This window comes from Brachyspira aalborgi (genome assembly GCF_008016455.1).
GTDB lineage: Bacteria > Spirochaetota > Brachyspiria > Brachyspirales > Brachyspiraceae > Brachyspira > Brachyspira aalborgi.
Window position 1 is genome coordinate 1,028,790 of record NZ_SAXU01000001.1, and the last position, 23,973, is coordinate 1,052,762.

At 28.2% G+C, this 23,973-nt stretch carries 17 protein-coding genes; 7 read left to right on the forward strand and 10 right to left on the reverse strand.

The features are described 5' to 3' along the window. Positions 1 to 121 precede the first annotated feature (121 nt). From EPJ79_RS04590 to EPJ79_RS04605, 4 genes are all read left to right on the forward strand, one after another. Positions 122 to 1,015: an ankyrin repeat domain-containing protein gene (locus tag EPJ79_RS04590; RefSeq protein WP_147738610.1), complete on the forward strand. Its 894-nt coding sequence runs from the start codon at positions 122 to 124 to the stop codon at positions 1,013 to 1,015. A gap of 94 nt (positions 1,016 to 1,109) precedes the next feature. After that, on the forward strand, positions 1,110 to 2,006 hold the full coding sequence (locus EPJ79_RS04595; RefSeq protein WP_147738611.1) for an ankyrin repeat domain-containing protein: 897 nt from the start codon (positions 1,110 to 1,112) through the stop codon (positions 2,004 to 2,006). An 8-nt stretch (positions 2,007 to 2,014) separates the two neighbouring features. Then, the gene (locus EPJ79_RS04600) at positions 2,015 to 4,618 is read left to right on the forward strand and encodes a homocysteine S-methyltransferase family protein (RefSeq protein WP_147738612.1); all 2,604 of its coding nucleotides are present in this window, start codon (positions 2,015 to 2,017) and stop codon (positions 4,616 to 4,618) included. Between the two features lie 43 nt (positions 4,619 to 4,661). Further along, positions 4,662 to 5,465, forward strand: a complete 804-nt coding sequence (locus EPJ79_RS04605; protein WP_147738613.1) for a vitamin B12 dependent-methionine synthase activation domain-containing protein — start codon at positions 4,662 to 4,664, stop codon at positions 5,463 to 5,465. Positions 5,466 to 5,553: 88 nt separating this feature from the next. Here EPJ79_RS04605 and EPJ79_RS04610 read toward each other — a convergent pair whose 3' ends face one another. The 4 genes from EPJ79_RS04610 to EPJ79_RS04625 form a co-directional block, all read right to left on the reverse strand. Beyond that, positions 5,554 to 7,974, reverse strand: a complete 2,421-nt coding sequence (locus EPJ79_RS04610) for a tetratricopeptide repeat protein (protein WP_147738614.1) — start codon at positions 7,972 to 7,974, stop codon at positions 5,554 to 5,556. Positions 7,975 to 8,039: 65 nt separating this feature from the next. Further along, positions 8,040 to 8,462, reverse strand: coding sequence for a hypothetical protein (locus tag EPJ79_RS04615; RefSeq protein WP_147738615.1), 423 nt, complete (start codon positions 8,460 to 8,462; stop codon positions 8,040 to 8,042). A gap of 386 nt (positions 8,463 to 8,848) precedes the next feature. Continuing rightward, entirely contained in the window at positions 8,849 to 12,034 is a 3,186-nt protein-coding gene (locus EPJ79_RS04620; RefSeq protein ID WP_147738616.1) for an efflux RND transporter permease subunit, read from the reverse strand. 57 nt (positions 12,035 to 12,091) lie between these two features. Next, positions 12,092 to 13,570: a TolC family protein gene (locus tag EPJ79_RS04625; RefSeq protein ID WP_147738617.1), complete on the reverse strand. Its 1,479-nt coding sequence runs from the start codon at positions 13,568 to 13,570 to the stop codon at positions 12,092 to 12,094. A gap of 306 nt (positions 13,571 to 13,876) precedes the next feature. On the opposite strand from EPJ79_RS04625, the gene EPJ79_RS04630 reads away from it, so the two are divergent. Further along, positions 13,877 to 14,833, forward strand: a complete 957-nt coding sequence (locus EPJ79_RS04630; RefSeq protein WP_147738618.1) for a PSP1 domain-containing protein — start codon at positions 13,877 to 13,879, stop codon at positions 14,831 to 14,833. Between the two features lie 29 nt (positions 14,834 to 14,862). Continuing rightward, positions 14,863 to 15,864, forward strand: a complete 1,002-nt coding sequence (gene trpS / locus EPJ79_RS04635) for a tryptophan--tRNA ligase (protein ID WP_147738619.1) — start codon at positions 14,863 to 14,865, stop codon at positions 15,862 to 15,864. Here trpS and EPJ79_RS04640 read toward each other — a convergent pair. Genes EPJ79_RS04640 through EPJ79_RS04650 form a run of 3 tightly spaced genes read right to left on the reverse strand, consistent with a single transcriptional unit; the run spans position 15,861 to position 19,776 of the window. Next, the gene (locus EPJ79_RS04640; protein ID WP_147738620.1) at positions 15,861 to 16,208 is read right to left on the reverse strand and encodes a YqfO family protein; all 348 of its coding nucleotides are present in this window, start codon (positions 16,206 to 16,208) and stop codon (positions 15,861 to 15,863) included. The two genes, trpS and EPJ79_RS04640, sit on opposite strands and share 4 nt — an antisense overlap. Positions 16,209 to 16,242: 34 nt before the next feature. Then, positions 16,243 to 17,982: an ABC transporter ATP-binding protein gene (locus EPJ79_RS04645; protein WP_021959312.1), complete on the reverse strand. Its 1,740-nt coding sequence runs from the start codon at positions 17,980 to 17,982 to the stop codon at positions 16,243 to 16,245. 33 nt (positions 17,983 to 18,015) lie between these two features. Beyond that, positions 18,016 to 19,776, reverse strand: a complete 1,761-nt coding sequence (locus EPJ79_RS04650) for an ABC transporter ATP-binding protein (RefSeq protein WP_021959311.1) — start codon at positions 19,774 to 19,776, stop codon at positions 18,016 to 18,018. A gap of 565 nt (positions 19,777 to 20,341) precedes the next feature. Here EPJ79_RS04650 and EPJ79_RS04655 point away from each other — a divergent pair. Beyond that, the gene (locus tag EPJ79_RS04655; RefSeq protein ID WP_147738621.1) at positions 20,342 to 21,082 is read left to right on the forward strand and encodes an ankyrin repeat domain-containing protein; all 741 of its coding nucleotides are present in this window, start codon (positions 20,342 to 20,344) and stop codon (positions 21,080 to 21,082) included. 39 nt (positions 21,083 to 21,121) lie between these two features. On the opposite strand, the gene EPJ79_RS04660 is transcribed toward EPJ79_RS04655, so the two are convergent. Genes EPJ79_RS04660 through EPJ79_RS04670 form a run of 3 tightly spaced genes read right to left on the reverse strand, consistent with a single transcriptional unit; the run spans position 21,122 to position 23,964 of the window. Next, positions 21,122 to 21,541 carry a metal-dependent transcriptional regulator gene (locus EPJ79_RS04660; protein ID WP_147560595.1) on the reverse strand — a complete coding sequence of 140 codons (420 nt, stop codon included), beginning with the start codon at positions 21,539 to 21,541 and terminating at the stop codon, positions 21,122 to 21,124. A 54-nt stretch (positions 21,542 to 21,595) separates the two neighbouring features. Beyond that, a complete protein-coding gene (locus tag EPJ79_RS04665; RefSeq protein WP_021958768.1) occupies positions 21,596 to 22,957 on the reverse strand; it encodes a tetratricopeptide repeat protein in 1,362 nt (453 codons plus the stop codon). A gap of 2 nt (positions 22,958 to 22,959) precedes the next feature. Beyond that, positions 22,960 to 23,964: a hypothetical protein gene (locus EPJ79_RS04670; RefSeq protein ID WP_147532032.1), complete on the reverse strand. Its 1,005-nt coding sequence runs from the start codon at positions 23,962 to 23,964 to the stop codon at positions 22,960 to 22,962. Positions 23,965 to 23,973: the final 9 nt, after the last annotated feature.

The window sequence follows — 23,973 nt, forward strand, 5'->3', positions numbered from 1 at the left end:
TTAAAGTTTTGTAAATTATGTTAAGTTATGAAATTAAATAAGTTTTTATAAAATAATAATTTGAAAAATATAAAAAATATAGTATAATGATATTTAAATTTATTTTAAGGTTTTATTTCTTATGAAGAGAATATTATTAAATTTTTTATTTTTAACTTTAATTTTATTTACGATTATTTATTGTAAAAAAGAAAACGAAACGGTTGAAGAAGAAAATATTTACGATACTTATGTCAAGGGAAATTCGAATAATATATATCATAGCAAATATTCTAATGTCGTAAAAATTCAAGGCAGATATGTAGAAAAAACAAATAATTCTTTCTATCTTACTTTGGGCGGAAGAGAAGAAGGCAGATATGTAGAAAAAACGAATAATTCTTTCTATCTTACTTTGGGCGGAAGAGAAGAAGGCAAATATGACGAAAACTATAATATATTTGAAGCTATCAGATTTGGAAGCCTTCAAAGAGTGGCGGAAATAATAGAAGCGGATAACTCGCAAATCAAAGCCGAGTTATATAATGACGGAGAAGAAGAATATGAAGAACATAATGAATTTACGGGTAATTATTATAATATATATGGAATTAATCCTTTATCGTTTGCCGTATTCTATAGAGATATTGGAATAATTCAATATTTACTTGATAATATTAACGATGAATCCGTTTTATTGCATGGGGATGTAGACGGATGGAACGCTTTTGCTTATGCATGCGTGGTTGGAACAGTCGATATAATAAAAGCGCTTATTCAAAAATATCCCGATTTCGTTAATTGGGAAGATTCTTACGGAGCGAACGGGCTTCACATGGCGTCTTTAAATGGAAATATTTCAGTTTTAGATTATTTGGTTAATGATTTAAAAATAGATATAAATTCTAGGAATGACAAAGGAGAAGGAGTTTTATATTATGCTAACGATGAGGAAACCGAAGAAGCTCTTATAAAATTAGGCGCTAAAAGAAGAAAATATTACGATTATGACTATGAGGATGAATACGATTATTGATTTTATTTTTCTTAATTATTGATAAAATAAATCGATTATATTATTTAATAAATTTTGAATGAAATTTAATAAAAAACAAAAGGAAGGAAAAACAATGAAACAAACATTTTTAAGATTTTTATTTTTAACTTTAATTTTATTTACGATTATTTATTGTAAAAAAGAAAACGAAACGGTTGAAGAAGAAAATATTTACAACGCTTATGTCAAAGGCAATACGAATAATATATATCATAGCAAATATTCTAATGTCGTAAAAATTCAAGGCAGATATGTAGAAAAAACTAATAATTCTTTCTATCTTACTTTGGGCGGAAGAGAAGAAGGCAGATATGTAGAAAAAACTAATAATTCTTTCTATCTTACTTTGGGCGGAAGAGAAGAAGGCAAATACGACAATAACTATAATATATTTGAAGCTATCAGATTTGGTGGAAGCCTTCAAAGAGTGGCGGAAATAATAGAAGCGGATAACTCGCAAATCGAAGCCGAATTTGATAATGACGGAGAAGAAGAATATAATGAATTTGCGGACCATTATTATATTATAGATGGAGTTAATCCTTTATCGTTTGCCGTATTCTATAGAGATATTGGAATAGTTCAATATTTGCTTGATAATATTAACGATGAATCGGTTTTATTGCATAGAGACGAAGACGGATGGAACGCTTTCGCTTATGCATGCGCGGTTGGAACTTTAGATATAATAAAAGCGCTTATTCAAAAATATCCCGATTTCGTTAATTGGGAAAATTCTTACGGAGCGAACGGGCTTCACATGGCGGCTTTGCATGGCAATATTTCAGTTTTCGATTATTTGGTTAATGATTTAAAAATAGATATAAATTCTACGGATGACGAAGGAAAAGGAGTTTTACATTATGCTAAAGATTATAATATATATTATGAGGAAATCGAAGACGCTCTTATAAAATTAGGCGCTAAAAGAGATTATGACGATTATGAAGAGGATGAAGACGATTATTAAAAATAAATATGAATAAATTTATTAAAACAAAAGAAAGATTAAAAGAATTAATTGAAAATCAATATTTAATAATTGACGGCGCTACGGGAACGGAACTTCAAAAAAAAGAAATTAAAAAAGAAGAATGGATTATAAACGGAAATAATATTCAAGGATGCAATGAAATCTTAAATATAAACGCTCCGCATATAATGAAAGAAGTGCATATTGATTATTTGAATGCGGGAGCTAATATAATAAAAACAAATAGTTTTGGCGCTATTCCTTCGGTTTTGAGCGAATACGATATTTCAGAAATGGCTTATGAAATCTCAAAAAAATCTGCAATCATATCGAAAGAAGCTATAAAAGAGTTTAAAGAAAAAACAAATTCAAACAGAGATATTTTTGCAGCGGGAAGTTTAGGACCTGGAATAAGACTTCCAAGTTTAGGACAAATAAGTTTTGACGAACTTTATAAAGGTTATTTGGAAGCGATAAAAGGATTAATAGACGGCGGAGTCGATATTATTTTACTTGAAACGGCTCAAGATATTTTGCAACTTAAAGCGGGAATTTTAGCATGCAACGATATTGACGAAAATATTCCAATAATGGTTTCGGTTACAATAGAAAAAGAAGGCGCTATGCTTTTAGGAACGGATATTGAAACGGCTTATACGGTTTTGTCGAATTTAAATATATTTTCAATCGGTATGAATTGCGGAACAGGACCCGATATGGCAATGAGGCATATTAAAAAATTAACGGAAATATCTTATTTGCCCGTGTCGATTCATAGCAATGCGGGACTTCCTCAAAATAGAGGCGGTAAAGCATATTATAGCATGCAACCTGAAGAGTTTGCCGAAATTAACAGCGAGTTTTTTAATTTGGACGGACTTGCATTTATTGGAGGTTGCTGCGGAACTACTCCCGAACATATAAAAGCTTTATCCGAAATAGCTAAAAATTTTAAACCTAAAAAACCTAAATTAGAAAAACCGCGTCCTTATATTTCAAGTTTATTTAATATAGTAAGCATAAAACAAGAACCCGCGCCTTTAATGATTGGAGAGAGAAGCAACGCTACTGGAAGTAAAGTTTTTAGAGAGCTTATGATTGCAGGCGATATGGATGGAATGCTTGATATTGGAATAAAGCAAGTTAAAGCGGGAAGCCATGCCATAGATATTAACGCGGCTTGGGCTGGGCGAGATGAAATTGAAGATATAAAAAAAATACTTTCCGCTTATGTTAAACAAATATCTCTGCCTTTAGTTATTGACGCTATAAAACCTAATGTTATAGAAGAGGCTTTAAAAGTTTATGGCGGAAAATCAATTATAAATTCCGCAAATATGGAACAGGGAGAAGAAAAATTTGACGCTATATGCAAATTGGCAAAAAAATTTGGAGCGGCTATTATGCTTCTTACAATAGACGAAAAAGCTATGGCATTAACTTATAAAGATAAAATTTCTATGTGCGATAGAATGTATAATAGAGCGGTTAATATTCATAAAATTTATCCGCATGATATTATATTCGACCCTTTGACTTTTACATTAGCAAGCGGAGATGAAAATAGTTTTAACGCGGGAATGGAAACTTTAAATGCGATAAAAGAATTATCAAAAAAATATCCCGAAGCTTCAATAAGTTTGGGAGTTTCAAATATATCTTTCGGATTAAAAGAAGAGGCAAGAAAAATATTAAATTCAGTTTTTTTATACGAAGCTATAAATCATGGACTTACAATGGCAATAATAAATGTCGCTCAAATTCTTCCTCTTTCAAAAATATCGGATAAAGAAATAGAGCTTGCAAGAGAACTTATATATAATAAAAAAAATACAAAAGAGCCTCTTATAAATTATATAAATCATTTTTCAGACAAAAAAGAAATTAAAGATATAAATGTAAATATAAAAAAGCCAATAAGAGAAGCTATAAAAGACGCTATGCTTGACGGAGAATGGAAGGATATGCAAAACCTTTTGAATGAGGCTAAAACAAACAGCGATATATTCGGCGGAGAGAAAAAATTTGCTCAAGCTATAATTGACGAAATTTTGCTTCCGACAATGGACGATATAGGAGTAAAATTTGGAGAGGGAACTATTCAACTTCCTTTTGTTTTAGGTTCTGCGGAAGTAATGAAAAAGAGCGTTGATTTTTTATCGGAGTATTTAACGAAAACAAAACAGGAAAAAACCGCTAAAATAATTTTGGGAACGGTTGCGGGCGATGTTCATGATGTTGGAAAAAATTTGGTTGAAATTATAATTAAAAATAACGGATTTGAAACGGTTAATATCGGGACAAAAGTTCCGATAGAAAAATTTTTAGAATCTTATTTTGAAAATAATGCGGATTGTATAGGAATGTCGGGCTTGCTTGTAAAATCAACCGAAGTAATGAAAGAGAATTTAATTTATATAAAAGAAAAAGGATTAAAAATTCCAATTTTACTTGGCGGCGCCGCTTTGACAAGAGAATTTGTAGAAAAAGATTGTAAAGAAGCTTATGGAGGAATGGCTAAAATATTTTATTGCAAAGACGGATTTGACGATATAATAGCGATTAAGGAAATAATAAAAGATAGAGATTTAAATAATCGCAATAAATAATATGAAACAAGGGGCTTAAGTCCATTGTTATAAAGGAGTAAAAATGCAAATAAATCATAATAATCATTTACATTCTATAAATAAGCCTCCGTTTTATGGAAGCAAAGTTTTTGATTTTAATAAGAAAACCGAAAAAGAAGCTTTCGATATGATAAATAAAATCAGATTATTCAGAGCGGGTTTCGGATATTCGACAAAAAATCAGGATATGGAAAAATATAACGAAATGATTAAAAATAAAGTAGAGCCGAAATATGAGGAGATGAAAAATAATATTGTGGAAAATAATTTAATGGAAGTTGTAATGATTTACGGATTTTATAAAACATTTACAGAAAACGATAAACTTTTTATATTTGACGCAGAAGACAATAAATTAACCGACAAAATTATTGAAATTCCTTTAGAGAGAATGCCTAAAGAACCTTATAATTCTATAGTTGATTTTTTTGAAGAAAAAGAAGATACGATTGGTTTTACGGTTGTAAGTTTAGGAAATAAATTCGCAAATTTTTTGAAAATGTTATACGACAATTCGGATTATAAAGATTATTATTTTTATAATGCAATCGGAATAAATATAATCGAAAACTATGTCGATATACTTCAAACAAATATGGATAATTTGCTTTGTCTAAAAAATAACGGAAAGAGAAAGCATGTAGGATGCAGATATTCTTTTGGTTACAAAGCTTTGACAAATATGTTTGGAAATAGAATAATTTTCGACAGATTAAAACCCGAAAAATTTGGAATTACTTTAACCGAAAGTTATATGATGGACCCAGAGCTTACAACCTGCGCTATAGTTTCTTTTTGCGAGGATGCATATTATTTTGCAAATTAGTTTAATGTTGATAATTTTTTTATAAAATGAATTAGATAAAATTGATTAATATATCAAGTAAATAATCTTAAGCGTTATTTTATAAAAACTACTCTGAAATAGAATTATTATCAACCGTATCCGAATCTTCTTCTGTATAATCTTCTAAACTATCTTCATTATCAAAAGAATTATCATTTTCAGAAATTTCATTAATCGGATTTTCAGAATCCTCTTTTGTATTTTTTAAATCCTTATCGGAAATAAGATTTTTTATATCTTCCGCTCTTATGCTTAAATCCATTCTTCTTATAACGATTTTAGCGGTTTCTAAATCTACTCTATCTCCTAAAGAATTAAATAAAGTTATTTCGGCGTCTTCGTTTCTATATTGTTTCATTTCAAGAGTATAGCCTTCAAAATCAACCGCTTTTAATATTTTATTTTTTCCGTCATTTTCAATATCTATAGTTGTGCCATCGGCTCTCTTTTCGTTTATAATAGTTCTTCCGTCTACATAATTTTGAGCGGTTGAAGTCCCTCCATCCGCATAAATATTAATCGTTTCTGTATTTCCTAAAATATCTTTTGTCACCGTTATAGTAGAGCCGTCAGCTTTAACCGTAGTCGTCACGCTGCTAGAATCCGCCGCAACCGCTTCGATTATAGAGCTTGAATCTTTATTTAAAGTCGTAGTTTCTTTTGAGCCGTCTCTCCAAATTATCCTTTTTATTAAAGTTCCGTTTGGCATTTTTATTTCGCTTATAGTCTCTTCGGCTATAGTGTCGGTTATTATTGTTCCGTCAACTTTTTTCGTTATTACAGTAAAAGAGCCGTCATCGTTATAAGTTTTTGTTATTACGCTTCCGTCATCGGCTTTAACATTATAAGATAAATTTCCCTCTCCAGAACTTTTTGAATTTCTCTCTTCGACTCTTCCGTCTGGATAAACTATTTTCAAATTACTTATTCCGTCTTTATCTACAGTCGTAGTGCCTATGCTTCCGTCAATATAATTTGCAACTATCTTATAACTTCCATCTTCAATATTTTCAGTTTTAACGATTAAAGAGCCGTCAGTTTTCTTTATCTCCGTTATAATATTATCGTTTTCAGTTTTTCTATTTATAAAAGAGCCATCGGGATATAAAATATATTCGTAAATATCTCCTTTAGCGGTTTTATAATTTATAGATTTTGAATTATCGGCAAAATAACTTTCTGTTTTTTTATCGCCGTTTTCAAAAATAATTTCAATCTCTCTTTTACCGTAAGGATATAAAGTATCCGAAATCGTATAATCGTTTGAATACATTTTTATTTTTTCAAATTTTCCTTTTTCGTAAACTATTCTTATATCGTTTTCAAAAATAGTCTCTCTTATATAATCAAAATTCGGTGAAATATTTTCAGTCGTTGAGCTTCCGTCATTATTTTCGCTTATTCTATAATTATTCGTAAAAGGAATAAATTTTATTGAATTATCGTTTGTCCTTATTAAAGATATAACTTTATCCAAAGAATCTTTTTGATAATAATCATCTCCGACATTTTTTAAAAATATTTCATAAGATATTGCGGCGTTTGTTAAATCTCCCAAAGCTAAAAAAGTATGTCCCATATTAAGATAAGCGCTATAATATAAAGCGGAAGTATTATAAGAATCAAAAAATGCAATAGCGTTTGTAAAAACAATATTAGTGCCGTCAATAATCAAATCGGTAGTCGTTATAATATTCGTAAGGTTGCCTATAATTTCCAAATTAAAGTTTGTGTTATCTTCAAATATTACGGTTTTATTCGTAAAAAAATATTCGTTTGTAAAAGTATTCGTTATAATAATATTTGTAAATAAAGGTAATTTTGTAAAAGAATTATAAATATTTTTTTTATCTTTTGTTTGAATTAAATTTTCGCTCAAATCTTCGTTTAAATTCTCTTCAGAATTTTCTTCGTTAATTTCTTCTGTAATTTCTTCCAAATTATCATTATTTATATTATTTGAAGAATTATAATTTTCAATCAAATCTTCGCTTAAATTAAAATCTCCTATAAATACGGTATTTGTAACAACATTTTGCCAAATAGTAAATCCGTCTAAAATCTCTTCGTTTATATTTGACAAATAAAGAGAATATAATCTTTCCGCAGAACGATTATACCAAATCAAAGCCTCGTTATAATTTTTTAATTGATAATAAGAGTTTGCTATATTATTGCAATAAGAATAAGAATCGTTTATATCAAAAGCAAGTTTATAATATTCGATAGCGTTTTGATATTGCTTATCTTGAAAATAGCAAGCGCCAATATAATAATAAAGCATATCGTTTGTAGATAAAGGTCTTTTTTTCAAATATAAAAGAAATGCCTCTCGAGATAGATTATATTTTTTTTGAAAAAATAATTTTTCGGCGTTTAAAAATTCTCTGTCTAAATTTATAGAATTTGTATTTAAATTTTTTAAATCGGAATTTTGAGAAAATAAAAAATTAAAAAATACAATAAAAACTATAATAATTTTTTTCATAATATATCCTATTTAAATATTTTAAAAATTTAGTTTATTAGTTTAAGCGAATATATTTAAAACTATTAATTTTTTATATAGTCAAAATAATTATTAAACAGAGAAAATAAAATATACTCGCTATAGCCTCTAACTTTTTTTTCTTTATCCAAAACATCGTCTAAAAATTCAAAAGTATTCAAATTTGGATTTTCTATATAATATATTCTTTCTTTATTTAATAAATTAGGATTTTTTTTAAGCGCTCTTACAAGCGAAATTTCTTTTAATTTATTTTTTTTATCCTCTCTGCTATTATAATATGAAAATAATCTTTTTGATAAATCTTCAAATATAATTTTATTATAAGTAATAGCTCTTCTAACATCCGTATCCAATTCTATACCTTTATTATTAAGCTCTCCGTTGAATAAAGCTATCGAAATCGCGGATTTTATATCGAGTATAGTCGCTTTTTCCTCTTTTATTTTGAATTTTTTACTCTGCATAAAATTAAATATACGCCTTTAAATATGGTAATCGGCAATTATACAATTTAGAAAACAAGGGGTTGCAACCCCTTGTTTATACAATTTAAATATAATTCCGTTATGTTAATATATCGACAATAGAAATATTTTAATTAGACATTTTGATTGAAATAAAATCGTCATTGAAGTAAAAATTTATCATTAATGAAGTAATATATTTATAGTTAATTGCTTCGGCAGAGCCTCATAATGATGAAGAAATAAATTTTCATTGCAATCCGAACAGAGTGATGTGTGGTAATACACATTTAAAAAGTTAATTTTAAAAACAAAAATTTAAGGTTTCTGTTGATAAAAATTATACAAGAAAAAATATTTAATAAAACAAATTATAAAGTTTGCAATCAATCCTTATAATTAATCTTCACAAGCTTCAAATCTGCAGAAACCATAAACAAACAAGGCAAAAGTATCAAAGTTAAAAGAGAAGCGAATAAAAGTCCGTAAGCTAAAGCCATAACTATTGGAACGATTAAATCCGCTCTTCCGCCTATTCCATAAACTGTTGGAAGAAGTCCAAATATTGTTGTAATAGTAGTTAAAAATATCGCTCTAAATCTTTCGCTCGCTCCTTCAACTACGGCGTTAAACACATCTTTTTTATCTTTTATATTTCCGTTTTCAATTATTCTATTAATCAAATCAATCATTATTATTCCGTTATTAACGACAACGCCCGCAAGCCCGACTATTCCAACTCCGCCTACAAAAGACATTGGCATTTTATGAATAGCAAAAGCTAAAATTACTCCGATTATTCCAAAAGGTATTATTCCAAGTATCATTAAAGGCTGAACGAATTTATTGAATTGAAGCAATAGAACGACATAAATCGCAATTATTGCAAATAAATATCCCCAAGCAAGTCCGATTATAGAACCGCTCGTTTCCTTTACCTCGCCCGAAAAATCTACGCTTATTCCTGGATAATCTTTCGATATCGAATTAAAATAATCTTTCATAATATACATTACCTGCAAAGCCGTATTCTCTCCTTGAATAATATCTGCCGTCATAGTTATAGATTTTTTGCCGTTATAATGCATAATGCTTGATTTATTATTTGTAATTTGAATCGTAGCTATATCTTTTAAATATATTAATCTTCCATAAGTGTTTGGAATAAGAAGATTATATAAAGTATTTGTATTATGAGTATATTTTTCGTTCAATTTAACTCTAAAATCTAATCTATTATCAAACTGCTGAATTGAAGTCGCCACTATTCCCGAATAAACCGCTCTTAATTCTCTTGCTGCAATTGAAACATTTAAACCAAGTTCCGCCATTTTATCGTAATTAAATATAACTCTTAATTCTTCCTCGCCTATTTTATCGTCATCGTCATAATTTATTACTCCGCTTAAAGATAATAATTTTTCTTTCATTTTATTTTTTACTTCTTGCGCCTTCAAAGTGTCGTTTCCAATTATTTTTATATCAATCGCTTTGCCTGGATTTATTACAAGTTTTGTATTAATTGTTAAAAGTTCCAATTCTTCTTTAATTTTGCTTTTGTCTATCGCAAAATTCAAATCGTCAATTATATCGAAAGCCGTTTTTTCTCTATTATTTGCAGGGACTAAATATATCATAGTTCCCGCTAAATTATTTAATTCTTCCGATATTTCAACGCTATTTTTATCAAGTTGTTTTCCCGCTAAACTATAAACCGCTATTAAATCTTTATTGTCAATCGTTTCGTAAATTATATTTTCAATTTTAGATAAATATTCTTTAGTTTTATAAATTGAGCTTCCGATTCCCGTATTTATATTTATAACTATTACATCGGCGCTTGTATCGTAAACCAAAGTAAATTTTGAAAATATAGATTTTGAAATCATAATTGAAAATATTAAAATCGCTATAAAAAGTATAATTATTAAATATCTTATTTTAAGCGTAAAAGTTAATAATTTTTTAAAAGGAATTTTTAATATATTAAATAATTTATCTTTATCGAAGTCCAAAGGATTTTTCTTTTTATGCACTTTATAAATTATAGCGTCCATTCCCGTTAAAGTTTTCAAATTGTCTTTCGTTATTAAATTATTCGGAAGCAAAAGAATCGCTTGAAAAATGCTCGTAATTAAAGCGACTATAACAACTTTAGGATATTGATTAATTAATCTTCCCATAGTTCCCGAAACAAAAATCATAGGAGTAAATGCGGCTACAGTCGTTAAAGTTGAAACTAACATCGGCATAAAAACTTCTCCAACGGCGCTTTTTGTCGCATCCAAACCTTTAAATCCTTTTTGATGATAATTAAAAATATTTTCAGAGACGACTATAGAATTATCGACTATCATTCCTAAAACGGTTATTATTCCCGCTAAAGATATTGTATTAAAAGTTATATTTGAATATTTCATGTATATCATAGAAACCGATATAACTATTATCATTCCAAGCGAAGTAAAAATTGCGCTTTTGAAATCTAAAAATATTATAAGTATTAAAAATATTATTACAAATCCGCCTGCAATATTTGAAGTTACGGCATTTAAAAGGTCGTTTATTGTTCTTGAATTATTTCCCATTACGGAAATTTCTATATTTTCTGGTATAATATTTTTATTTTCTTCTAAAAATTTATTTACATTATTTATAGTTTTTATTATATCGGCATCTTCTTTTTTGATTATATTAATAGAATATCCGTCCGTTTTATTTACTCTCATAAACACATTTTTTTTGGCGAAAAATTCTTTAACTTCGGCGACATCCGAAAGTCTAACGGGCTTTCCGTTAAAAATAGAGCGAATTATAAGATTTGTAATCGATAAAGGATTTTCAAATTGTCCCGTTGTCACTAAAAGTTTATTTTTCTTGTCTATATTATCGTATTCTGTAGGCTTAATGCTTCCGCTTGTAGAACGAATATTTCTTAAAGATAAAGCCTGAATTATTTCGGTTAATGAAATATAATATTCTCTTAATTTATAAGGATTTGCAATTATTTGAATTTCTGGCTCACTTCTGCCATAAACTTCAATATTTGCAACTCCATCAACATATTTTAATTCTCTTTCAAGTTTTTTTGATATATCGTAAAGTTCTTTTTCGTCTCCTTCAATTCCTTCTTTGAAATGAATTCCCAAATTATAAATAGGCATTTTATCGGCGTTAGCTTCTATAATTTTTATTTCTTGAATATCTCTTGAAACATTTGGCGCATTTTGAATCTTTCTAAATATTTCGTCTTTAACGGGGCGAGTATCTTTAAGTTCCATATCAATTCTTATAGTAAGTATTCCCGCATTTTCAACTATAAGAGAATAAAATTCATCAATTCCCGCTATCGTTTGAAGTTCGTCTTCTATAGGAATCATCGCATTTTGCTCTACATCTTCGGGCGAAGCGCCAGGATAAATAATTTGAACTACAATAACATCGAAATCGGTTGAAGGGAAAGCCTCTTTTTTTATATTAATAAAAGCGTAAACTCCTAACGCTAAAGTAATTATTATAATAACATTAACCAATAATCTATTTTTAGCGAATATTTCAATTATTTTATTCATTTTTTATTCCTCATTATTATTTATTTAAATTAAAAAATATTAAAAATTAAATCATAATCATTCCATCATAACTAAAGAATTATAATCCATAACAGTTCTTATTATAGAATATTCCAAATTAAGAGTTTCCGCTCTCGCTTTTGCAAGTTCAAGTTTAGAGTTAATAATTTCGTCAATCGAAATTCTACCTTGTTTAAATTTTTCGTTTTGAGTATTGATTTTTGAAACTATAGCGTTTATCTCTCGTTTTTTAATCTCAAGCATTTTTTTATAAGATTGAAATTCATCGTAATATATTCCAATTTGAATTTCGTAATCTCTATTAACTCTTTCATAATCTGCAGAAACTGCATTTAAAGAAGCGTAAGCGTCCATCATTTTTGCCTTTGCATCTCGTCCGCCTATTGGATAAGAAAACATAAGTCCGACAAAATAATTTAAATTAGTCATACTTGCAAAAGAATTAAAAAATCCGTTATCGTCTAAAGCCGAAAGAGAAAGATTGCCGACAATAGACAAATCGGGCATAGAATTATTTTTTATAATCGTCATTCCATATTCCGCTCTTAATTTTAATTGATGAGCCATTTGTCCTTGAATACTTTCTAAAAAAGGAACGGTTTCTATTTTAGCGTTCATAGAATTTTTAAGAGTATTATTCCAATCTCTTTCGCTTGGAATAGTATTCGTTTCGGGTATAAAAAATCTTATATTTCTTAAAACTTTTTTTAATACAATTTCTGCTTCGTCTCTCGCTTCAATATATTTTAAAGTTTGTCTTATAGCGTTTTGATAAGAATCGTTATCTATTACTCCGTTTGTATATCCTCTTTTTGCTCGATTTTCAAAATCTTTCGCTCCTTTAATCATATCGTTATAAAATGAAACTAATTTTCTCGTCATTATCCATTGATAATAAAGTTTTCTATAAGAATTTAAAACTGAATTATCGTCAATCATTCTTTTTAATTTCGCTATTGTTAATTGATATTCCGCGTCTTTTATCGGATATCTGTCTAATTTGCCGAAAAAATCTCTCAATATAGGCTGCGCAATTTCAATTTTTATACTTGGAGAATAATATTTAAAATTATTTGTTCTTAAACTTGGCAAAACCATTTTTTGACCAGCAGTAAAAGGAAATGATATATTACCGCTATCGAAATCTCCAAAATAACCGTCATGCTGAATCTTTACCGCCCATCTCGTGCCTGAATATGGAATAAGTCCGCTAAATCCCGCTCCGATTCTAAAACCGTTATAACGAAAAGTCGACTGAGGAAAAATAACATATTGCTCGAAATAGTTTTGCGTTCCGATAGCTCCAGCCTGCAAATCAAATTTTACATCTCCGCTGCTTTTAGCTCTAATCAAATCATTATATGCATTGCTTTCGGTAGAAGCGGTTAATTTCATTTCGGGAATTAAAGATTCTATTCTTTCCATATATTTATCGTAAGTTAAAATAGTTTCTCTTCTTTGGGCAAAAACGGAAGAATAAATAGCAAACAAAATTATTATAATTTTAGTTAACATAATAAACACCTATTTAAGATTATTATATTTTAATATTTTTTTATATAAAAATCAATTGTTTTTAAAATAGAATTTATAAAAAATTATTGAATTATTTACTGACGCGTTAAAAAATATATAGCTATACTTAATTTATAATTATTTCGATAACTGAAATAATTACGGTTATTATATAAAATTTCATTTACTATATTAAGCGTTACAATAAATTATCTTTTAAAATATCACTTGCAATAATATTAACTTATAAATAAAATATAATATCTTTAAATTATTTCAAGTATATTTAAGTAATGGAGAAGTTTAATGATAAAAAATATAGCTCATATAAAATTTAGAGATTCTAATATTGGAAAATTTGAACATTTGCATATAAAAGATGTAAAAGTAAAAGATAATTGCGTTATAGAAACTGACGATGGAATAGAATTGGGAAATGTAATTAATTTTGAAGATGTGGATTTGGATTTATTAAATAAAATTGACGAAGAAACTCATAAAGTTGAAGACAACGAAGATAATAATATAGAAGGCGAAGATGTATCCGAAGAAATTAAAAATATGGTTGATAAAGAAACCCATCATAAAAATCATAGAAATAAAAATAAAATATTTAATATAATTAGAATAGCGGACGAAAACGATATAGAACAGTTTAATATAAATAAAAAAGATTCTATAGAAGCTTTAAAAATATGCAAAGAAAAAGTAATTAATCATAACTTGGATTTAAAACTTATAAGTTCTTATTATTTTTTAGACAGGGCAAAATTATTATTTGAATTTATCGCAGAAGAGAGAGTAGATTTTAGAGAGTTAGTAAAAGATTTGGCTTCTCATTTCAAAATAAGAATCGAATTAAGACAGATAGGAGTTAGAGATGAAGCGAGAGCAATCGGTGGATGCGGAATTTGCGGAAGAGAATTATGTTGCAGAGTAAAGAGGAGCAAATTTGAAACGATAACAATAAAAATGGCTAAAGAACAGAGTATTCTCTTAAACACGATGAAAATATCGGGACAATGCGGAAGATTAATGTGTTGTTTGGCGCATGAATATGACGCTTATTGTTGTTTGAAAAAAGATTTGCCTAAAGTTGGAACAAAATTAATATTTAATAGCGTCCATGCAATGATAAAAGATTTAAATCCTTTGAGTAAAAAAATAATGATAGAAACCGAAGATAAAAGAATAATTTATATAAATGTTCATGATTTGAAAAATAAAAACGGTTCTTTGGTAGCAAATATAAAAACCGAATAAAATTTTATTTAATTAAACGAGGTTATAAAATGTCAAAAAAAATAATGTTAAGCGGAATACAACCTACGGGAGCGCTTCATATAGGAAATTATTTGGGCGCTTTGAAAAATTGGGAAAATATATTAAACGAATATTACGGATTCTTTTTTATTGCAGATTATCATGCTATAACGATAGAATATGACGCGAAAGAAATGCAAAAAAGAATAATAGACACGGCGATAGAATATTTGGCATGCGGACTCAATTTAGAAAAATGTTCTATATTTGTTCAATCGGATGTAGAACCTCACACAGAATTAGCTTGGATATTTAATTCTATTATTCCCGTAGCCGAACTTGAAAGAATGACTCAATATAAAGATAAATCAAGAAAGAACGCAGAAAATATAAACGCCGCTCTTTTAACATATCCTTCTTTAATGGCTGCCGATATTTTGCTTTATCATCCCGATATAGTTCCCGTTGGAGAAGACCAAGAACAGCATGTCGAACTTACAAGAATGATAGTGAGAAAGTTTAACAATAGATACGGAGAATATTTTAAAGAGCCAGAAACTTATCATGGAAAAGTTTTAAGAATATTAGGACTTGACGGAATTAATAAAATGAGTAAGTCTTTAAATAATCATATTCCTTTAAGATTAAGCGCCGAAGAAACTGAAAAATTAATTTTGCAAAAAGCCGTCACCGACCCAAACAGAAAATTAAAAACCGATAAAGGAAACCCAGAAATTTGCAATGTTTACAGTTATCATAAAATATTTTCAAGCGAAGAAGAACAAAAAGAAATTTGTAAAGATTGCCAAAGCGCAAATATCGGTTGCGTTCAATGTAAAAAATCTCTAGCAAAAAATATAAATACGGAATTAGCGCAGATAAGAGAAAAAATAGAAAATTTTTCAAACGATAAAGATTTTGTTTACGATGTTTTAAACGAAGGAAAAAAATCCGCTTTAAAAGTCGCTCAAAAAACTTTATACGAAGTTAGAGATTTAATGGGATTATTAGACAAAAGAAGATTAAATTAATAATTCAAATTGATATCAAATTTGTCATTTAATAAAGGAATAATATTTATAACAGGCTCTTCATAAGGATGAGTTTCTTTAATAACTTTAATAATATTTTCTATATTTTTTATGTCGGTTGAAAATTCTATTTTATCTTCGTTTGCTTCGGATATTTCATTAATTTTTCCGTCAAAAGGATTAGCGCCAACAAGAGGACGCCAATAACCTTTTATTTTCGTAATAGAGATAACATTATCGTAATTACCAACTCCCAAAGCCCCGATATTATTTAACTCTTCTCTTAATTTATTCGTATATTCTGCGGGAATAAATATTTCTATTTTTACTTTTTTGAAATTCATATATTCTCCTTAAATATTAATATTCGCTTAAAAATTAAATTTTCCAACTTAAACTCTCTTCTTGCATAGAAACGAGTTTTGAATATAAAGAATTATTTTGCATAAGCTTCTCATGTTTTCCTTCTTCTAAAATTTTTCCGTTATCCAAAACTATTATTTTATCGGCGTCTCTTATAGTTTTTAATCTATGCGCTATAACAATAACGGTTTTATTTTTAATAAGATTTGAAATCGCCTCTTGAACCAAACTTTCGTTTTCGCTATCCAAATAAGAAGTTATTTCGTCCAACAATATTATCGGAGCGTTTTTGAGTAAAGCTCTCGCTATTGAAATTCTCTGCCTTTCGCCGCCCGATAAAGTTTCGCCATTCTCTCCAAGCATCGTCTCATAACCGTATTTTAAGTTATTTATAAATTTATCGCATTGAGACAATTTTGCGGCTTTATAAATTTCTTCTTTAGTCGCGTTTCGTTTTCCAATTTTTATATTATTATAAATCGTATCGTTAAATAAAATTACATCCTGAAAAACTACGGATATATTTTTTAATAAAGTTTCTGGCTCTATAGTTTTTATATCGACTCCGCCTATCGTTATATCTCCTTCTTGAAAATCCCAAAATCTTGCGGCAAGTTTAGCCAAAGTCGATTTTCCGCTTCCGCTTTTTCCGACTATCGCCGTCACTTCGTTTTGTTTCGCTTCAAAAGAAATATTTTTTATAACTTGATTATTGTCGTCTTTATAAGAAAAACAAACATTATTGAAAGATATATTAAAATTATTTAATTCGATATTTTCTCTTCCTTTTTGTATTTCTACATTTTCTATCGCTCGCATTCTTTTATATATAAGTTTAAGCATAAATATTTCCGCTATTCTATTTAGCATAATTTCTATTGGCGAATATATTCTCGAAGCGATTAACAAAAAAGCTATATATTTATAAATCGTTATTTCGTTTCTTATAAATAAATAAGCTCCGAAAAATATAGTTAAAGACATTCCGAATTTCAATATCGCGTTCCCCGACATTACAAAAGTTCCCGTCACAACTTCGGTTTTTAGAAAAGCGTAAAACGATTCTCTTAATTTTTCTTTAAGAGTTTTCAAATAATCTTTTTCTATATTGTAGGACTTTATTATTTTAACGCAATCCAAAGCTTCTTGAATAGCGTCAGAAGACTGATTTTTAATATCCAAAGCTATGTTCCCGTATTTTTCCATTATTCTTCTGCTTGCGAAAACTATTAATATAGCTATAGGAAAAACTATCGCCACGCTCAAACCCATTTTAAAATCAAAAATTAAAAGCAATATCGATATTAATACAATAGTTATAGCCGAACCTATAAATTGAGGAACGGCATGCGACAATAAATTTTCCACTATCGTTATATCTTTCATTAATGTGTTTGTAAATTCTACCAAATCTTTTTTTTGAAAAAACGATAAAGGCAATTTTCTAATCGTTTCAGCCATATTCACTCTTTTTTCGGAACTTTCGGAATATACGGAAATATATAAATATTTGTATTGAATATAAAAAGCTATATATATACAAAAAGCTATCAATAAAGCTATTAAAATATAAGCTATCGCGTTTTCGCCCGTATATTCCTTAGATTCTATAATCGGCTCTATAAAAATTTTTAGAACCATAAACAATACGCTAACGGAAGCCATCAAAGTTATGTCGGATATTACGGACCAAAATATAGCCTTTCTCATATCTTTTACTCCTCTATCCGACAACATAAACATATTTTTAAGCATAAGATTTTCTCCTTTAATTCTATAAAGCAATTATTATTTTTTATTTTTTACGCTCCAATTTAAAGCCTTTTTATAATTATCATACATTATTTTATATTTTCCGTTTAATTCTATAAGCTCGTTATGATTTCCTCTTTCTATTATTTTTCCGTTATCCAAAACCAATATTAAATCGGCGTCCTTTATAGTAGATAATCTATGAGCTATCATTATAACGGTTTTATTTTTGATTAATTTATTAAGCGCCAAATGTATTTGATATTCGTTTTCTGGGTCGGCAAAAGATGTCGCTTCGTCAAAAACTATTATCGGAGCGTTTTTAAGTATCGCTCTCGCTATAGATATTCTCTGAACTTCTCCTCCCGATAAATAAACTCCTTTAGTTCCTATTTTTGTATTTATTCCATCGGGGAATTTATTTATTATATCTTCGCATTGAGCCAATTCCATCGCTTTAATAACTTCCTCTTTTGAAGCGTTTGGGCTTCCATATTTAACATTTTCAAATATAGTCGCTTTTAATAATTTTGAATCTTGAAAAACGAAACTAACCGTTTTCATTAATTGAGAATAATTTATATCTTTTATATCGACTCCGCCTATTTCTATAGCTCCTTTATTTATATCGTAGAATCTTGGAATCAAATTCGCTATAGTGCTTTTTCCCGAACCAGAAGCCCCTACCAACGCCGTTATTGTGTTTGGCAAAGCGTCAAAACTTATATTTTCTATAGCGGGAATATTTGTATTATCGTATTGAAAAGTTACATTTTTAAAACTAATGCCAAATTTGTTAAGTTTGATTTCTTTAGTGATATTGTCTAACGGTTTTTCTTCCAATACTTTATATATATCGTCCACAGCCATTTTTAACATAACGGAATGCGAATTAACATACATAAGTTTCATTAAAGTTAAAGAAACCAAAGCGCTTGCAATAGTATAAAATATAAAACTTAAAACAAAGGCTCTATAATCGTTCGTTTTAGTTATAAATATTAATCCAAATAAAATAAGAAAAAAGAAAGAAGAATTTACTATAGCTATAAAAGAAGACATTGGAACTCTCCAAGACATAGCGTATTTTTTAGCATAATCTCCGTAGCTTATTATAGAATCGTAAAAAGTTTTAAATGAAAAAGTCGTTTGCCCGAATACTTTTATAACAGAAATCCCTCTAACATATTCTACGGCTGCGTTATTCATTTCGCCCAAATATTTTTGATAAAACTCGACAAATTTACCAGCCCCTTTATTTCCCATAAGAATACTTTGCATTATGAAGGCTATAACAATCGGAATCAAACAAGCTATAGCCATTCTATAATCGAAATATATAAATAAAATTATTAAAGCTATAGGACTTACGAAAGCGTATGCTATATCTGGAATATTATGAGCGATAAAATTTTCTATTTCTTCCGAGCTAACTTCAACCAATTTTCTAATTTTTCCGCTCGGGTTTTTTATGTGAAAACCCAAAGGCAACGAAATTATATGTTTCATAAGTTTTAATTTTGTCGAGTGTATCGTAGAAAACGCGCTTATATGAGATAATAATAAAGCTATCAAATATGCGGCTAAACTCGATAACGAAAATATTAAACTTATTTTTGCATAATAAGTTATAATTTCATAATTATTTGAATATAATAATTCTTTTATAATCATATAAATAAAAACAAAAGGAAACATAACGAGTATCGAGCTTATTATAGAAAATAAACAAGACAATAAAAGCAATATTTTAAATTTTCCCGCAAGTTCCATAAGTCTAAAAAACCAATGCTTCATAATAATCTCCGTAATTAATTTTGTCTATTAAAAATTATTGTTAGAATATTCTAACTTATAGAATAAATTTTGTCAAGTGCTTTTTTTGAAAAAATAAAAAAAATTAGCTTTTTTGTAGCAAATACTCTGTTTATATTACATTTAATACATATTTTAGCTTGAAAAAATATATATAGCATACTATATAATCCATTTTTTGATTATTTCATAATAAGTAAACATAATATTTATTTTTTTTTCGCTAAAAAATTTATTATTAACATAATACTAATTTCGAAAATAATACAAAATAATTTGAAATTCATATATTGCCCTTTGTATTTTATTATATATCATATATTAAATAAAATAACCCGCTCTTTAATATGAGTTTAAAGAAAAAAATATTTTATTAAAAAAATGAAAATATATACAAACTTATAAAATTAAATAATTTACAATTATATATAATTAAATTTAGGTTTTATTATAATATTTTATCTTAATACATTTTAAATTAATTACGATAATAATTAACATAATATTAAAAAACTAAAAAATTAAATTCAAAAAAGGAAGACAAAAAATGAAAACATTAACTTTAATTTTATTATTTTTATCAATTAGTATAAACGCATTCTCAATAAGCAGAGAAGAAGAAAAATTTTTAAATGCGGCTGAAAATGGGGATATAGAAGAAATTAAATATTTGCTCGAAAATAAAAATCTAAATGTAAATACAAAAGACGAATATAATAACACGGCTTTAATATTTTCTTCGGCTTTTGGATATAACGAAATAGTGGAACTTCTTATAGAAAATGGAGCTAATATAGAATTAAAAAATAAGTTGGGAGGAAACGCTTTAATATTGGCTTCTTATAAAAATAATTACGATATAGTAAAATCTCTTATAGAAAGCGGAGCTGATATTAATGCAAGAGATAAAAACGGAAACACGGTTTTAATAGTTGCGTTAAATGGAAAAAATCCCGAAATATCTAAATTGCTTATAGAAAGCGGAGCGGATGTTAATGCTAAAGGCGAAAATGATTGCACTCCTTTAATGCTTCCTTCATATTACGGCGATTATAAAATGGTTAAATATTTAATAGAAAGCGGAGCCGATATTAACGCCAAAGATAAGAACGGTTGGACTGCGTTAATGTTTGCAGCAAGAAACGGATACGATAAAATAGCTCAACTTCTTATTAAAAGCGGGGCGGATATAAAAGTAAAAGATAGAGATGGTAAAACGGCTTTATCAATAGCTAAAGAAGAAAGATATAGCGATATAATCCGATTATTAAGAAAGAAAAGACGCTAATAATTTACTGAAATAATTTAGTAATCAAAAATAAAAATATTACTTTTTTTTATTATTAAAAATATTTTCTTTTTTACAATATGCGCATAAGAATTCTTTAAACTTATGGACGGTATCTCTGCTCATTGTATGCTCTATTAAACAGGCTTCTTCGTCCGCTCTCTTTTCTTCAACTCCTAAAATATTAGTAAGAAAATAATAAAATATCGCATGTCTTTCGGCTATATCTTTTCCTATCGCTCTTCCTGATTCTGTAAGTTCTATATCGCCGTAATGTTCATGCTTTATATATCCTAATTTTGAAAGACTTTTTATAGCCGTATTAACGCTAGCTTTAGAACGACTTACGACATCTGCTATATCGGTTATTCTTATAGCTTCTTTAAAATTCTTTTCTACTTCAAGATTGTAGATGCTTTCTAAATAATTTTCTAATATAGGCGTTATTTCCTGCTTCATAAGAATGATTATAATATAAAGAAATATAAAGTCAATATAAATTATAAATAAAATTTAATCGCTAAATGATATTACGCCTTCAATGATAGCCTCAAATCTTTCAGGTTCTATTGTCATTATAGTATCGTCAGTTTTCAAATTAGGGGCAAAACCGCCTATACTTATTAAGAAAGAGTGAGCGCTTTTGTAAACTCTCGCATAATCAACAAATTGGTCGACAATGTCTTGTCTCATAGGATAACCCGAAGTATCTAAAGCGAAAGTGCTTTTATATGATTGTCCTTCAGAACCGAATTTTTTTATTGTAACAAAGAAAACTAATGTGTCGGATTTCTTGCTATGGTCGGTGACAATATAGCCGTTTAGAGTCAATACTCTATAAAAATGTTTTTCCAAATAATCTACAACATCCATTTCTAAAGCCGTTCTTAAAGCGTTATTTGCGATAATTGAGCTGTAAGTTTTTAATTTATGGTCTATATCCAAATATATATTTCTTGTAGATTTAATTATTTCCCATTGTTTTACCGCATTTTCAAATTGTTTATATTTTACAAGAGTTTCTGCATATCTGTATCTTTCATCAACGACTTTCTCGTTTGGTATATCTTCTTTATTTAAAACTTTTTCGTAAAAACCTTTTGCTTTCTCATAATTTCCAAGTTCATAATAAGAGTTTGCAAGCTGTAAAGAGATAGAATCTTTATTATCTAAAGCATCGCTTCCGTAGGCAATTTCTAATTCTACAACCGCATTTTGAAAATCTCTCGATGCCGATAAAACCTCTCCCATAAGCAAATGATATTGAATATTATTTGGGTCTAAATCTAAAGCGCGCTGAATATTCTGTTGAGCCGCATGATAAGAACGCATTTGATAATAACAATTAGCAAGCATATAAAGTAATTGAGGATTGCTGTCGTTTCTTGCAACCGCTAAAGTAAAATATTTTTGAGCCAAACTCCACTCTTCCGCCTCATAAGAAATAGTTCCCGCTTTATATAAAGAATCAAAATCCTGGTCCTTTAATCTTATAATTTCATCGTATTCGTCTATAGCTTTTTTATAATTTCCCGTCTCTTCGTAAATCTTCGCTAAAAACTCTCGAACATTTAATTGATTTACTTCTTTAGTAAAACTTCCCGCGTCTATTATATTTTGCAAAGCGGCCATAGCCAATATAAATTGTTGTTGTCTATAATATAAATTCGCGCTTAACCATAATATATAAGGGTCCCTTTTATATTTCGGGTCCAACTCGTTTATCTCGCGCATAGCCAAATCATAATTGTTTTCGCTATATAATTGATTTATTCTCTTTAATTTATTGCCGTATGTTCCGCTTCTAATTATATAGTTGGTAGCCAACCCTAATATGACTATAAAAATTATTATAAATATTATTGAAAATTCCACAATTATATTCCTTTTTGATAAAATACTATAGGATTTTCCGTTTCCTCCGCTTCTATCAAAGCTTCTTGAAGTTTTGTAATTAAATTATCTTTAACGACAAAAGCCGAAATTTTATTCATTTTATTAATTGAAAAATCATAACCGCTTACCGCAATAGTTATTTCAACATCGATATTCTCTCCGTTATATTCAAAATTATAATTCTTTAATCCTTTAAAATATCTTCTTATAGTTTTCCATGCGTCCTCTTCTTCGGCGTATATATAAGTGTATATAATATTATTTTCAGCCAAACATTGATTTTCTCCCGTTCGAGCGGTTTGTTTTATAAATTTTATTAATTCTTCTTCAATATTTTTATAGCCAATCTCTCCGCATTTATCTACAATTTTTTTATGATTAGATATTTTAAAAGCTATAAGCCCAATCGCATATTCATGTCTTTGAGCAAAAGATATTATATTTTTAAGAGTATTAAAAAATATTTCAGATTCGATTACATTAGTATTTATTTCGCTATATTCTTCCTCTTCGTCATCATAACCTAAATTATATAATATTGATTTATACATAAATAATATAACTTTTTTTAAGCTATAAGTTAATTGTATAGATATAAAAAATAATCCAAAACATAATATTGCAAAATAAAAAGTATATTCTCTTCTATATAAAATATTCTGTATAGCTGGAACATAACTTAAAGAAAGTAAAAGTATAGAAGAAGTTACGATAAAAAATAAAAAATTGCATATCGTATTTATAAAATCTTTATTAATATTAAACATCAATACGATTATAAAAGAATATAAAATAGAAACTGCAATCCAAATCCAAACCCAAATATCGAGAGTATATAATAAATAAACAAAGAAATTTTGAGGATTCGGAGATATCAATAATATATAAATCGGTATAATAACGGCGCTATATATTAACGCTGATATCATAGAAGCAAAAAATCCGTATAGATACGATTTCGATAAATTAATTTTCTTTGACTCCATAATTCTTGC

What these genes read in the sequence shown, in the direction of transcription:
- EPJ79_RS04625 (WP_147738617.1), bottom strand. Translation starts at nt 13,570, where the DNA reads ATGTTAACTAAAATTATAATAATTTTGTTTGCTATTTATTCTTCCGTT.
- EPJ79_RS04640 (WP_147738620.1), bottom strand. Translation starts at nt 16,208, where the DNA reads ATGAATTTCAAAAAAGTAAAAATAGAAATATTTATTCCCGCAGAATAT.
- EPJ79_RS04605 (WP_147738613.1), top strand. Translation starts at nt 4,662, where the DNA reads ATGCAAATAAATCATAATAATCATTTACATTCTATAAATAAGCCTCCG.
- EPJ79_RS04600 (WP_147738612.1), top strand. Translation starts at nt 2,015, where the DNA reads ATGAATAAATTTATTAAAACAAAAGAAAGATTAAAAGAATTAATTGAA.
- trpS (WP_147738619.1), top strand. Translation starts at nt 14,863, where the DNA reads ATGTCAAAAAAAATAATGTTAAGCGGAATACAACCTACGGGAGCGCTT.
- EPJ79_RS04655 (WP_147738621.1), top strand. Translation starts at nt 20,342, where the DNA reads ATGAAAACATTAACTTTAATTTTATTATTTTTATCAATTAGTATAAAC.
- EPJ79_RS04670 (WP_147532032.1), bottom strand. Translation starts at nt 23,964, where the DNA reads ATGGAGTCAAAGAAAATTAATTTATCGAAATCGTATCTATACGGATTT.
- EPJ79_RS04650 (WP_021959311.1), bottom strand. Translation starts at nt 19,776, where the DNA reads ATGAAGCATTGGTTTTTTAGACTTATGGAACTTGCGGGAAAATTTAAA.
- EPJ79_RS04615 (WP_147738615.1), bottom strand. Translation starts at nt 8,462, where the DNA reads ATGCAGAGTAAAAAATTCAAAATAAAAGAGGAAAAAGCGACTATACTC.
- EPJ79_RS04590 (WP_147738610.1), top strand. Translation starts at nt 122, where the DNA reads ATGAAGAGAATATTATTAAATTTTTTATTTTTAACTTTAATTTTATTT.
- EPJ79_RS04660 (WP_147560595.1), bottom strand. Translation starts at nt 21,541, where the DNA reads ATGAAGCAGGAAATAACGCCTATATTAGAAAATTATTTAGAAAGCATC.
- EPJ79_RS04645 (WP_021959312.1), bottom strand. Translation starts at nt 17,982, where the DNA reads ATGCTTAAAAATATGTTTATGTTGTCGGATAGAGGAGTAAAAGATATG.
- EPJ79_RS04620 (WP_147738616.1), bottom strand. Translation starts at nt 12,034, where the DNA reads ATGAATAAAATAATTGAAATATTCGCTAAAAATAGATTATTGGTTAAT.
- EPJ79_RS04630 (WP_147738618.1), top strand. Translation starts at nt 13,877, where the DNA reads ATGATAAAAAATATAGCTCATATAAAATTTAGAGATTCTAATATTGGA.
- EPJ79_RS04595 (WP_147738611.1), top strand. Translation starts at nt 1,110, where the DNA reads ATGAAACAAACATTTTTAAGATTTTTATTTTTAACTTTAATTTTATTT.
- EPJ79_RS04610 (WP_147738614.1), bottom strand. Translation starts at nt 7,974, where the DNA reads ATGAAAAAAATTATTATAGTTTTTATTGTATTTTTTAATTTTTTATTT.